Raw genomic sequence first — 12,460 nt, forward strand, 5'->3', positions numbered from 1 at the left:
CGCCGCGGCTCCGCCGAACGGGGGGCGGGCGAGACGCCCGGCCGCGCCCCACGTCCTGCGCGCCCCCGGGATGGCACCGTAGACAGATATGAACACGGCCGCAGCTGGGAGCCGGGAACCTTCCGTCCGCTGGAGGCTCCTGCTCTCCAGCGCCACCATGCTCTTCGTCGAGCTGGCCCTGATCCGGTGGGCCGGCGCGAACGTCGTGCACCTCAGCTACTTCTCCAACTTCGTCCTGCTGGGGTCGTTCCTGGGCATCGGCATCGGGTTCCTGATCCCCGCCGAACGCGGGCAGTGGATCAAACGCCGGGCGGCCGTGCCGCTGGCCCTGCTGGTGGTCCTGGTACTCGCGTATCCGGTGCAGGTGAGCCAGAGCAGCGGCCAGATCCTCTACTTCACCGCGGTGAAGACCACCGGCCTGCCGGCCTGGGCGACGCTGCCGACCATCTTCCTGCTCACCGCCGTGATCATGGGCGCCATCGGCAAGATCACCGCCGACCTCTTCCGGCAGCTGCCCTCCCTGGACGCCTACCGGTACGACCTGCTCGGCAGCCTGAGCGGCTCGGTCTCCTTCGCCCTGGTGTCCTGGCTGCGCGCGCCGTCGGTCGTCTGGGGCCTGATCGCCGCCGCCTGCCTGCTGGTCCTCGGCGGGCGGCGCAACCTCTGGCGGTACGCGGTCCCGCTCACCGCGATGGTCGCCGTGCTCATGCTGGAGTCGACGACGCCCGGCATCTCCTGGTCGCCGTACTACAAGATCCAGCTCACGCCCCTGCCGGGCAGTCCCCCGCGGTACGAGATCTCCGCCAACGGCGTCCCCCACCAGAACATCGTGCCGCTCAGGACGCTGATGCAGCCGGGGTCGCCCTACCGGCAGGCCTACGACGAGACGCCCCGCAATCCGCACCGGCGCGTCCTGGTCATCGGCGCCGGCAACGGCAACGACGTCGCCGTGGCCCTCGCCCACGGCGCCGCGAGCGTGGACGCGGTGGAGATCGACCCGCGGCTGCTGGAGATCGGGCAGCAGCTCCACCCGGCCCACCCGTACCAGGACCCCCGGGTGCACACGCACATCAACGACGGGCGTGCCTTCCTGGAACGCACCCATGCCCGCTACGACCTGGTGGTCCTCGCGCTGCCGGACTCGCTGACACTCGTCGCCGGCGCGAGCAACCTGCGCCTGGAGAGCTACCTCTTCACCCAGCAGGCCTTCCAGGCCGCCCGCGCCCACCTGGCTCCGCACGGCGCGTTCGCCATGTACAACTACTACCGCGAGAGCTGGCTCGTCGACCGCTTCGCCGGATCCCTCGACACGGTCTACGGGCACGCCCCCTGCATGACCACCTTCGCCCGCAACGCGGCCGTGCTGGTCGCCGGGATGACCACCGCCGACCAGGCGTGCAAGCAGGTCTGGCGGGCAAGCGGTCCCGTGCCGGCGGCCGCGACCGACGACCGGCCCTTCCCGTACCTGCGCGACCGGAGTATCCCCACCCTCTACCTGAGCGCTCTCGGCGCGATGCTGCTGGTGACCCTGGCGGCGGTCCGCCTGGTCGGGGTGCGGATCCGCAGGATGGTCCGCTACACCGACATGTTCCTGATGGGTGCGGCGTTCCTGCTGCTGGAGACCAAGAACGTGATCGGGTTCGCCCTCTACTTCGGCACCACCTGGCTGGTCAACGCCCTGGTCTTCATCGGCGTGCTGCTGGCCGTACTCGCGGCCGTCGAGGTGCGCCGCCGACTGCGGAACGTCAGCCGGTTGCTGCTCCAGGTGCTCCTCTTCGCCAGCCTCGCGGTCGCCTGGCTGGTCCCGGCCCACGCGGTGCTCGCCCTTCCCGTCGCCGGGCGTCTCGCCGCCGCCACCGCCCTGGCCTTCGCCCCCATCTTCTGTGCCAACCTGCTCTTCTCCGACCGCCTCGCCGAGGCCCCCGACCCGACCTCCGCCTTCGGCGCGAACCTGCTGGGCGCGCTGACCGGCGGAGCACTGGAGTACCTCGCCCTGGTGATCGGCTACCAGTCGCTGCTGCTCGTCGTCGCCCTGCTCTACCTCGGCGCCTGCACCGCCATGGCTTTCGCGGATCGACAGGCCGCGCCGGAGTAGGTTCGTTCCAGGGGACCCTGCGCACGGACCGGACCGGAGCGGTCCGGAGCGGTCCGGTCGGAGACAGCCACAGGAATCGAGGCAGCCATGGAGCTCACCTTCCTCCACCCTCTGCTGGACCGTCCGGGCCCCTGGGCCAGCGTCGTCATCGACACCTCCCGTGCCACCGAGGACGGCGCCAAGCAGAACGAGCTGAGGCGCCGGGCCGCCGTGCGCGCTCTCGCCCGGCTCGGCGCCGACCCCCGGACGGTCGACGCGGTCGACCGGTGGTTGGCGGGCGAGCCTGCCTCCGACGCCCCACCCGGACGGGCCCTCTACGCCTGTGACGGCAAGGTGGTCCTCGACCTGCCGCTGGCCTGCGCCCCCGTCGGCGTGGCGACGGCCTGGGCCGCGCTGCCCCGGCTCGCCCCGCTGCTGTCACTGGCCTCCGCGCGTCCCCGGGCGCTGCTCGCCCGGATCGACCGCACCGGCGCCGACCTGGAGCTCTGCGACGGCCAGGGCCGTCAGCCGGTCGGGACGGCGCAGGGCCCGCAGTGGCGTGGCCGGGGGCACCACTCCCTCCCCGCGGACCGCTTCGAGTGGCACTACCAGCACCGCGTCGAGGACGGCTGGGAGAGGACCGCCCAGGTGATCGCGGACGAGGTGGTGCGCCGCCACGACGAGGCCCCGGCCAGCCTGGTCGTCCTGGCGGGCGACGCGCGCGAGCGCCACGAGGTGCGCCGCCGCCTGCCCGGCCCGGTGGCCGAGACCGTCGTCGAACTGACCGCCGGCGGCGGCCGGGCCCCCGGCGGCTCCGACGAGGCGCTGGACCAGGAGCTGGAGCGGGCCCGTACCCGGGCCGTGGACGAGCGGACGGAACGGGCCCTGGCCGAGCTGGCGGCCGGGCGGGCCCGGGATCCGCGCACCGGCCACGCCCTGGCCCACGAGGTCGGCGGACGGACCGCGGAGGGCGTGCCGCAGGTGCTCGGTGCCGCACGCGACCGGAGCCTGGCGACCCTGCTGCTCGACCCCTCGGCCCCCGACACGGCCCGCACCGTCTGGACCGGGCCCGATCCCTGCCAGCTGGCGCCGGACCGCCACGCGGTCCGCGCGCTCGGTGCCGCCTATCCCCTGCCGGCCCGCGCGGACGACGCGCTGCTGCGCGCCGCGGCCGCCCTGGACGCCGACGCCGTCATGACGCCCACGGCAGAGCCCGGCCCGGTCGGCGGAGTGGGCGCCCTGCTGCGCTGGCCGCACCCCGTCGCAGCCTGAGCCGGGGCGGCGACGGATGCCCCGGCTGCGCCCGCCTGGTCGCAGCGGAGCCCCCGGGTACGCGCGGAGCGGTCGGTGGGGGCTCCTCCGGCGCCCGCGCCTGCCGACAGGGGTGTGTCAGCAGGCGCACTCCTCGCCGCGCCAGGCTTCGCTGCCCTCGCGCACGGCGAGGCCTGCGACCAGGAGACCGACCGCGGGGTCGAGCCACCACAGTCCGAACAGGGTGTTGGCGAGCAGGCCGACCAGGACGGCGGCGGCGAGGTAGGCGCACAGGAGGTTCTGTGTGCCCTCGCCGGCGGTGGCGCCGGAGTCGAGGATCCGGCCGAGGCGGCGCTTGGCGCGGCCGAGCAGCGGCATGACGACCAGCGAGACGGCCGAGAGCGCGATCCCGAGCCGGCTGGTGGAGGGGTGCTCGCCCTGCGCCAGGGTGGAGATCGCGTCGTAGGCGATGTAGGGGGCGAGGAGGAAGAACGTGACCGCGACGGCCTTCCGGGCGCGGCCCTCGGCGGTCTCGGACAGCGTGCGCGTGCCGCTGAACCGCCACACGATGATGACGGAGGCCAGGCCCTCGATCACGGAGTCCAGGCCGAAGCCGAGCAGGGCGACCGAGCCGGCGAGCACGGCCGCGGTGATCGCGACGGCGCCCTCGGCGGCCATGTAGCCCAAGCTGAGCCAGGACAACAGCTTGGCCTTTCGGGCGGCGGCGTGCCAGGCGGCGTCGCGCTCGACCGGTGGGCGGCAGCAGGGGTCAGCGCAGCCGGGCTCGCAGTGGCAGCCGCCGGTCCCGGCGACGACCGGCTCCTGGCGGCCGGTCGCAGGCGCGGTCATCGGGTGTCTCCGTCCGGGGTTCCGTAGGCGGGGCAGAGCGCGACCCGGCTGCCCGTTTCCGCGAGGACGACCTCGGCCGCGACGAGCACGTCGAGCAGGGAGGGCCTGGTCAGGGAGAAGAACGAGGCCCGGCCGACCGGGCGGGAGTCGACCAGGCCGCACTCGCGCAGGCAGGCCAGATGCTTCGAGACCGTCGACTGGGCCAGGCCCAGCTGCTCAACCAGGTCCACCACCCGGGCCTCGCCCGCGGCAAGGCGATGCACGATCGCGAGCCGGGCCGGGTCGCCGAGGGACCGGAACAGGGCAGCGGCGGGTTCAAGGCCGGCCCTGCCAGAAGTCGCATCTGGAGCTGTCATCGCCATACGGCGATGCTAGCTCTTCTCCGACCCAGGCGCTCGACTGGTGGACGCCGCCACCTGGCCCCTGCTTCCGCGTCGCGCGGCCACCCGCGCGGAGCGGACGAAACGCCGCATACCGCGCGAACGGGCGGGTAGACGCCCGCAACGAGAACGTGCACCGTCACGGCACGCACGAAAGGGGTGACGGGGTGGACCAGCGGGAACCGCAGCCGGACGACCCGGACGACGAGGAGTCGATGGACGCCGCGGCCAGGCGGCTGCAGCAGGAGATGGACACCGCACTGCGCCATCTGCGCGAGCAGGCACGGGGCTGGCACACGCCCTCCCTCGCCCGGCGCGGCACGGCGCATGAGCCGCCCGCATGATCCGCCGCATGACCCGCCCGCATGACCCGGTGCTCCCACACCGTCCCGCACCGTCACGACGGCCTCGCGTCCGCATGCTCGGACGGGAGCCGGGTAGGGGCCTGTTCAGGACGCCCCGAAGACTGGGACGAGTCCGCTCCACCGCCAGTGGCGCGGACAGACACCGACTGAGGAGCCCTTCCCCATGCCCCGCACCCAGCAGGCCGGCGCGCAGCCGGTCCCCGCCCGGCTCCCGGCCCCGCACGCCGTGGACACCGAGGACGCCCGCGACCTGTCGACCCTGCTCTTCCAACGCCTCGCCGAGCTCGAAGAAGGCAGCGCCGACTACTCCTACGTGCGCAACACCCTGGTCGAGCTCAACCTCGCCCTGGTCCGCTATGCCGTCGCCCGGTTCCGGCACCGCAGCGAGCCCACCGAGGACCTGCTCCAGGTCGGCATCGTCGGCCTCGTCAAAGCCATCAACCGCTTCGATCCGGCCCGCCATGTCGAGTTCTCCACCTTCGCCCTGCCGACCATCACCGGCGAGCTCAAGCGCTTCTTCCGCGACACCAGCTGGTCCGTCCGCGTCCCGCGCCGCCTCCAGGAACTGCGGCTGCGCCTGGCCAAGGCCCGCGACGAGCTGGCCCAGGAACTCGAACGCGACCCCACCGAGGCCGAACTCGCCGCCCACCTGCACGTCAGCGCGGCAGAAGTGGCCGAGGGCCAGGCGGTCAGCAACGCCTACACCGCCGGCACCCTGGAGGGCCCCGACAGCGAGGAGTCCGAAGGCCCGCAGAGCCGCCGGATCGGTTACCTCGACCCCGGTCTCGACGGCGTCGACAACCTCGAGAGCCTCAAACCCCTCGTCGCCGCCCTCCCCGAGCGCGAACGCACCGTCCTGGCCCTGCGCTTCACCGGCGAACTCACCCAGGCCGAGATCGGCGCCCGCCTCGGGATCTCCCAGATGCACGTCTCCCGCATCCTCTCCCGCGTCCTCGGCGAACTGCGCGAAGCACTGCTCACCGAGGAGTGACCGGCAGGACCGGGGAGGGGCCTGGACCGGGGAGGGGCCTGGACCGGGGACGAGCTGTCAGGCGTGCTCGATCTCGAACCAGACCACCTTGCCGCCGCCCGCCCGCGGAGCGCTCCCCCAGCAGTCGGCGAGCCGTTCGACCACCCGAAGTCCGTGGCCGCCGGGGCGCGCCGGAGGCTTCAACGGCCGCAGCTCCGGCGGCTCGGGGCCGGCGTCCGCCACCTCCACCCGCAGCCGGGAGCCCTCCGCGCGGACGGTGACCTCCTGCGGACCACCGCCGTGCAGGCAGGCGTTGGTGACCAGTTCGGACGTCATCAGCAGCACGTCCTCGACGACGGCTTGCTGCTTCTCCCCGGTGTCCTCCAGCCACCCCCGCGAGGCGAGGCTCTCGCCGACGAAGTCCCGACAGCGGCCGACCACGCCTTTCGCGCCTCCCGGGAGCAGCCGGTCGAAGCCCGGCGCGCCCGTCGAACCGCCTGTGCCGTCCACCGCGAGCCTCCGCTCTGCCGTCCACGGCTGTCCGTCACCGTCCCGTGCCGGGGCGCCCGCCGCCCTCGTCACCAGGGCTGACGGCCCGGGCAGCTCCGTGTCCTGCGCGTCTGCCCGCGCGACACCGTCTCACACGCGGATCCCGAGCGGCGCGCACGGTTTGCCCGCCGCCAGGACGGTTAGGCGCTCCGGTGGACGCGGACCGCAGGTGGAACCGGAGGCTGCGATGGCTATCGACGTGCTCGACCGACTGAGCCAGGCCGGGGTCTCGATCTGGTTGGACGACCTGAGCCGGCAGCGGCTGGTCGACGGCAGCCTGGCCGCTCTCGTGCGCGACCGGCACGTGGTCGGTGTCACCACGAACCCGACGATCTTCTCGAACGCGATCCGGGGCAGCGACCTGTACGACGCGCAGATCGCGGATCTGGCACTGCGGCGTGTGGGCGTCGACGAGGCCCTGCGCGCGCTGACAGCGTTCGACGTGCGCTGGGCGTGCGACGCGGCTCGCCTACGACACCGAGCGGACCGTCGCCGAAGCACGGTCGCTGTGGTGGTCGGTGGACCGTCCGAACCTGTTCGTGAAGATCCCGGCGGTCACCCAGGGCCTGGAGGCGATCAGTGCGTGCCTGGCCGAGGGCATCAGTGTCAACGTCACCCTGCTCTTCTCGCTGGACCGCTACGACCAGGTGGTCGAGGCCTTCCTGACGGGGATGGAACGCGCCCGCGACGCCGGACTGGATCTGACCCGGATCTCCTCGGTCGCCTCGTTCTTCGTCTCCCGCGTGGACACCGAGATCGACCGCCGGCTGGACCGGATCGGCACCGAGGAGGCGGCCGCCCGGCGCGGCTGGGCCGGGATCGCCAACGCCCGCATCGCCCACGAGCACGGCGAACGCGCCTTCGCGACGGACCGTTGGCAGTCGCTGAAGGACGACGGGGCCCGGCCGCAGCGGCTGCTGTGGGCGTCGACGGGCGTCAAGGACCCGCGCTACGACGACACCCGGTACGTGACCGGTCTGGTCGCGCCCGGCGTGGTCAACACCATGCCGGAGGCCACCCTGGACGCGGTCGCCGACCACGGCAGCATCCCCGTCAGCGACCTGCGGCACGGCTACGACGAGGCGCACCGGTTCCTGCGCGGCCTGGCCCGTCTCGGCGTCGACTACGACGAGGTGGTGCAGCAGTTGGAGGACGAGGGGGTGGAGAAGTTCGAGGCCGCCTGGGACGAGCTGAGCCGCGAGGTCGAGCTGCGGCTTGGCATGCCGGACGCGCTCGCCGAAGTCCCGGACTTCGCCCTGGACTACCACCGCAGCGAGTAGCCGCAGGCAGGAACACCACCCGCCGCTGACCGAAGGAGGAGAGCCGCATGGGACTCTCCATGGACGAGCGCCGCCGGCTGGAGGAGATCGACCGGCAGCTCACCTCCACCGACCCCCGGCTGGCGACCCGACTCGCGACGCTCCGCCCCGCGCCCCGGCGCCCGGCCGCGGTGATGTCGTGGAACGCGGTCGCCGTCGCCATCCTGCTCTTCCTGCTGGCCGCCGCCACGCACGTCGCGCTGCTCACCGGCCTGGGCGTCGTCCTGCTCCTGGCCGGGGGCATGGGCCTGCACAAGTCCTGGACGCAGCACGACACTCAGCCACCCGAGGACCCGACCCACCGGCCCTGAAACGTGATGCCGGGGCCGAGGAGGGCCGCCAGCTCCTCCCCCAGGGCCTCCGGTTCGGGCACGGTGAGGGCGATGCGCGCGAACCGCCCCTTGGGACGGAAGTCCACCTGGAGGCAGGGCCCGCGGCGGGGCCGGACGGCGACGAGGTCCAGCCCGAAGGGGTGCCGCCAGGTGCCCAGCCAGACCACGTCCGGGATGCTGATCCCGTGCTCGCGCTCACCCCGCAGGCACCGCCAGGGGGCTGCCTGGACCTCGACCCGGTCGACGTCGTCGAGCAGGAGCCGCTCCGCGCCGACACCCGTCGCGATCCGCTCCCACCGGCGCGGCAGCACCACCAGCTCGGAGCCGTCCACGATCAGCCGGACCATCTCTCCCACCGCCTCCCGAAGGACGGGAACGTCGGCGTCCATTCTCCTCTCCCGACAGCGACTTCACCGACCGCTCCGTGGCGCTCGACGGCGCCGGGGCCCCGCTCCAGCCCGTCAGATGAGACTCTCCGGCCCCACGCGTGTCACGCGTCGCTATGATCCGTAACCGCACTGTGGTGCGAACACCAGGCCTCGTCGGCAGCGGCGGGGCCTGTCGGGGGAGGACGGCGGCTCGGCTCGTCCCAGGGAGCTGCCGGGTGTCCGGCGGGAGGCGGGTCGGTGTTGTCCATACCCACGACGGCGGGCACGAGCGGACGGCTCGGGGCAGGGCTGCTGCGGCTGCCCGTGGACGACGGCGCCGCTCTCGCCACGCCGCTGACTGCGACGCCCACCCTGTCCGTGGCCCTGTCGGTCGCCGGTGTGCTGCTCATGGTGTTCATCGCCGCGGCGGCCCCGAACAACCACACCCTCGACGCGGCCATGCCGCTGCTGCACCTGCCCGCGCTCAGCGGCCCCGCCTCGACGTACCTGATCCTTGCCGCGATCGCCGCCCAGGGCGCCGGCCTGATCGGGATGCTGCACGCGGCCGGGCGGGGCTGGCAGCCCGCCCCGCGCCGACTGTTCGGTGCGGGCGCCGTGGCCGCCGCCCTGCTCGCGGCGGCCACGCCGATCGGCTCGGCCGACATGGCCAGCTACGCCGCCTACGGGCGCATCGCCTCGCTCGGACTGGACCCGTACCAGTTCGTCCCCGCCCAACTCGGGGACCGCTACGCCCATCTGGTCAGCAGCAGCTGGACGCAGACCCCGTCGGTCTACGGGCCGGTGGCGACGTTCGTGCAGCGCCTCGCCGCCGACATCGGGGGCGACCGCGTCATGGCGACGATCTGGGTGCTGATGGCCGCGAACGCGGCGGTCTACCTGGTCACCGGCCTGATCCTGGTCCGGGCGGCGGCCGACCGCAGCCGGGCGGCGATCCTGTGGGCGGCCAACCCGCTGCTGCTGGGGCTGCTCGTGGGCGGCGGGCACCTCGACACGTATGTGGCGTTCTTCGCCGTCTGCGCCACCGTCCTGGCGGCCCGGCGGCAGGACTGGCGCGGCGAGCTGCTGATCGGCGCCCTGTTGGGGCTGGCCTGCGGCGTCAAGATCAGCGCGGCGCTGCTGGTCGTCGGCCTGTCCTGGCCGCTGCTGTCGGCCCGCCGCTGGGACCGGCTGCTGCCCCGCGCGCTCGCCTGCCTGGCCACGCTCGCGCTGCTCTACGTGCCGGTCGGCGTGCACGCGCTCGCGCCGCTGTCGGACGCCTCCCGCCTGGTCTCCGCGCCGTCGATGTGGCAGCTGGTCCAGCTCGCGGGGCACACGGTCATCGCCCCGGCCACGGCGACAGCCGTGATCAGCCTGGCCTGGCCGCTGGTGATGCTGTTGGCGGCCCGCTTCTTCCTGCGCCGTGACACCGACGCGCCGCGTGGCGAGCCGGTGCGCAACGCCAACGCGCTGGCCTTCGGCTGGAACGTGGCCGCGCCGTGGTGCATGCCCTGGTACACGGCGATGACCTGGCCACTGATGGCTCTGCTCCCCCGCGCGCGCACGGACTACGCCCTGGTCGGGCTCACCCTCGCGCTCACCTTCGCGCACAACACCGGCGGCCACCCCTGGAGCTGGTGACCACCGCCCGGTCGTGACGGCGGCCCGGCGTCACGGCGCCCGGTCGTGACGACGGCCCGTCGTCAGGCGGGCTGCTGCGCCTCGGCGTCCGCGCCCCGTGGGAGCGCGTCGCCCGTCGCGGCCAGGGAGCTCGCGCCCCCGGCGCGCTCGCGGTGGGCACGCTCGACGCGTCGACCCCAGTTCGTGCCCGCGAGGACCAGCACCGCGCCGAGCACCCCCGTCCAGCCGATCCGGTCTCCGCCCAGGAGCACGCCGACGGCCAGCGCCCAGATCGGCTCGGTGCCCAGCAGCAGACTCACCCGGGAGGGAGAGGTGCTGCGCACCGCCCACATCTGCACGAAGAACGCGAACACGGTGCACACCAGGGCCAGGTAGAGCAGGTCGGCCCACTGCCCCGCGTGCAGGCGTCCGGCGACCGCGACCGCGGAGTCGCCGGCCAGGGGGCTGACCGCACAGAACACCACGGCGCCGACGCTCAGCTGCAGCCAGGTCAGGTTCAGCGAGTCGAACTGCCGCCCCGCAGAGCGGCGGTGCATCACCGTGACGTGGACGGCGCGCACCGCGGCGGCGGCCAGCACCAGCAGGTCGCCCACGGAGGGGGCGCGCAGCGAGGACCCGCTCGCGAGCAGCGCCACGCCGACGACGGCGAGAACGGCCGCGACGAAGAAGGCGGGCGGCAGCCAGGACCGGGCCACCAGGTTCTCCAGCAGCGGCGTCATCACGATGGTCAGACTGATGATCAGGCCGGCATTGGTGGCGGAGGTGCCGGCGACGCCGTAGGTCTCCAGCGTCATGACCGTCGCCAGGATCGCGCCCAGTAGCAGCCCGGTGCCGATCTCCGCCCGCGAGGCCCGCCGCAGCCGGTGGGCGCAGACGGGGGCCAGCGCCACGGCGGTGAGGAGGAAGCGCAGGCCCAGGATCGCGACGACGGTGCGGTCGGTGACGAGGTCCTTCGCCGCGAGGTAGGTCGACCCCCAGACAGCCGCGACGACCAGCAGCAGCCCGTCGACCAGACCGGTGGGCACAGTGGTGCGCGAGCTGGGCACGGCGACTCCCCAAGGTGGCGCATGATCGCTTCCGGCCCGACCCTAACGGTGCCGGGCCGTCAGGCCTGCCGGGATTCCGTCATCCGGGCCCGGGCGGGCTTCTCGCGGACTTGCCACACCCTTCTTGTTAGCGCTAACAATGGACCTCCACGCCGCACCGACCCATGCCGAGGAGCATCGACGTGAGCGTCCTGCCCACCGCGCCCGTCCGGGAGTTCCGCCGGGACCGGCTCGCCGTCCTGCCCGACGGACGCGCCGTCACCCGCTGGACCTTCGGCTGGCCGGGGCTGGTGACCGCGCAGGTCCTGGACCTCGGGGCCCGCCTGTACGCGCTGCAGGTCCCCGACCGGTCCGGGCGGCTCGACGAGGTCGTGCTGTCCCCCGCCGATCCTGCGGACTTCCTCGGCCCGGCCCGCTACGTCGGCGCCACCATCGGCCGCTACGCGAACCGCATCGCCGACGGCGACCTGCCCCTGGGCACACGGAGGCACGCCCTCGCCACCCAGGAGGACGGGATCTGCCTGCACGGCGGCCCCGACGGCTTCGACACACGCCTGTGGGACGGCCGCCCCCTGGAGGAGGGCGGGCAGCTCGGCCTGCGCTTCCGTCTGCACAGCCCCGACGGGGACCAGGGCTTTCCCGGCGCCCTGACCGCCACGGTCGACTACCTGCTCGACCCGACGGGCGCCCTGACGCTCCGCTACCACGCGGTCGCCGACGCCCCCACCGTCGTCAACCTCACCAACCACGCCTACTTCGACCTGTCCGGTGGCCGCGACGGCGACGTCCTCGACCACGAGCTGCAGGTCGAGGCGGACCAGTACCTCCCGATCGGCGCCGACCTCCTCCCCCTCGGCCCTGACGCGCCGGTGGCCGGCACGCCGTTCGACCTGCTGCGCTCGCGGCGCCTCGGCGCGGCGATCGACGACACCCACGCCCAGCTCGACCGCGCGGGTGACGGGTTCGACCACAACTGGGTGCTGCGGGACGCGGTCGGCCTGCGCCGCGTCGCCACGCTCGCGCATCCCGCGAGCGGCCGACGGGTCGAGTGCTGGACGACCGAGCCGGGTCTTCAGGTCTACACCGGCAACCACTTCGGGCTCGACTCCGCCGGGTTCGTCACGGCCGCCGGCGGCCGCTGCGCCACGTACGCGGGCGTCGCCCTGGAGACGCAGCGCTTCCCGGACTCCCCGCACCATCCCACCTACCCGAGCGCCGCGTTGGTGCCCGGCGAGGAGTACCGCTCGACGACGGTGTACCGCTTCGGCGTCGACCACTGACGCGGGACAACACAGTCGGCCACCGTCCGTTCGCCCGGG

General features: G+C 73.7%; 12 protein-coding genes and 1 pseudogene. 8 read left to right on the forward strand and 5 right to left on the reverse strand.

Features of this window, described 5'->3' with window-relative positions; all coding sequences use genetic code 11:
- Positions 1 to 88: 88 nt before the first annotated feature.
- Both BMY61_RS48370 and BMY61_RS13825 read left to right on the forward strand, forming a co-directional pair.
- Positions 89 to 2,095, forward strand: coding sequence for a spermine/spermidine synthase domain-containing protein (locus BMY61_RS48370; RefSeq protein WP_042447214.1), 2,007 nt, complete (start codon positions 89 to 91; stop codon positions 2,093 to 2,095).
- Between the two features lie 87 nt (positions 2,096 to 2,182).
- Positions 2,183 to 3,346, forward strand: coding sequence for a baeRF2 domain-containing protein (locus tag BMY61_RS13825; protein ID WP_042447212.1), 1,164 nt, complete (start codon positions 2,183 to 2,185; stop codon positions 3,344 to 3,346).
- Positions 3,347 to 3,463: 117 nt separating this feature from the next.
- On the opposite strand, the gene BMY61_RS13830 is transcribed toward BMY61_RS13825, so the two are convergent.
- Together BMY61_RS13830 and BMY61_RS13835 are read right to left on the reverse strand one after the other, a co-directional pair.
- Complete coding sequence (locus BMY61_RS13830) at positions 3,464 to 4,174, reverse strand: cation diffusion facilitator family transporter (protein ID WP_169791851.1); 711 nt, start codon at positions 4,172 to 4,174, stop codon at positions 3,464 to 3,466.
- Positions 4,171 to 4,536 carry an ArsR/SmtB family transcription factor gene (locus BMY61_RS13835; RefSeq protein WP_236655998.1) on the reverse strand — a complete coding sequence of 122 codons (366 nt, stop codon included), beginning with the start codon at positions 4,534 to 4,536 and terminating at the stop codon, positions 4,171 to 4,173. Before BMY61_RS13835 ends, BMY61_RS13830 begins: the two co-directional genes overlap by 4 nt.
- Before the next feature lie 185 nt (positions 4,537 to 4,721).
- Here BMY61_RS13835 and BMY61_RS46105 point away from each other — a divergent pair, with 185 nt between their 5' ends.
- Positions 4,722 to 4,898, forward strand: a complete 177-nt coding sequence (locus tag BMY61_RS46105; protein ID WP_161791248.1) for a hypothetical protein — start codon at positions 4,722 to 4,724, stop codon at positions 4,896 to 4,898.
- Between the two features lie 184 nt (positions 4,899 to 5,082).
- Positions 5,083 to 5,910 (forward strand): SigB/SigF/SigG family RNA polymerase sigma factor, encoded by an 828-nt coding sequence (locus tag BMY61_RS13840; protein ID WP_052438660.1) that lies wholly within the window; start codon positions 5,083 to 5,085, stop codon positions 5,908 to 5,910.
- Positions 5,911 to 5,967: 57 nt separating this feature from the next.
- Here BMY61_RS13840 and BMY61_RS13845 read toward each other — a convergent pair whose 3' ends face one another.
- Complete coding sequence (locus BMY61_RS13845) at positions 5,968 to 6,399, reverse strand: ATP-binding protein (RefSeq protein ID WP_042447210.1); 432 nt, start codon at positions 6,397 to 6,399, stop codon at positions 5,968 to 5,970.
- A gap of 226 nt (positions 6,400 to 6,625) precedes the next feature.
- Between BMY61_RS13845 and tal the strand changes: the two are divergent.
- A pseudogene (gene tal / locus BMY61_RS13850) lies at positions 6,626 to 7,718 on the forward strand (transaldolase).
- Positions 7,719 to 7,765: 47 nt separating this feature from the next.
- Positions 7,766 to 8,068 carry a DUF3040 domain-containing protein gene (locus tag BMY61_RS13855; RefSeq protein WP_042447208.1) on the forward strand — a complete coding sequence of 101 codons (303 nt, stop codon included), beginning with the start codon at positions 7,766 to 7,768 and terminating at the stop codon, positions 8,066 to 8,068.
- Here BMY61_RS13855 and BMY61_RS13860 read toward each other — a convergent pair.
- A complete protein-coding gene (locus BMY61_RS13860; protein ID WP_042447207.1) occupies positions 8,035 to 8,478 on the reverse strand; it encodes a hypothetical protein in 444 nt (147 codons plus the stop codon). The two genes, BMY61_RS13855 and BMY61_RS13860, sit on opposite strands and share 34 nt — an antisense overlap.
- Before the next feature lie 237 nt (positions 8,479 to 8,715).
- Here BMY61_RS13860 and BMY61_RS13865 point away from each other — a divergent pair, with 237 nt between their 5' ends.
- Positions 8,716 to 10,095, forward strand: coding sequence for an MptA/MptB family glycosyltransferase (locus tag BMY61_RS13865; protein ID WP_143094333.1), 1,380 nt, complete (start codon positions 8,716 to 8,718; stop codon positions 10,093 to 10,095).
- Between the two features lie 62 nt (positions 10,096 to 10,157).
- On the opposite strand, the gene BMY61_RS13870 is transcribed toward BMY61_RS13865, so the two are convergent.
- On the reverse strand, positions 10,158 to 11,141 hold the full coding sequence (locus BMY61_RS13870; protein WP_143094334.1) for a DMT family transporter: 984 nt from the start codon (positions 11,139 to 11,141) through the stop codon (positions 10,158 to 10,160).
- A gap of 182 nt (positions 11,142 to 11,323) precedes the next feature.
- On the opposite strand from BMY61_RS13870, the gene BMY61_RS13875 reads away from it, so the two are divergent.
- A complete protein-coding gene (locus BMY61_RS13875) occupies positions 11,324 to 12,421 on the forward strand; it encodes an aldose epimerase family protein (RefSeq protein WP_236655997.1) in 1,098 nt (365 codons plus the stop codon).
- Positions 12,422 to 12,460: the final 39 nt, after the last annotated feature.

Source organism: Streptacidiphilus jiangxiensis, from assembly GCF_900109465.1.
Taxonomy (GTDB): Bacteria; Actinomycetota; Actinomycetes; order Streptomycetales; family Streptomycetaceae; genus Streptacidiphilus; species Streptacidiphilus jiangxiensis.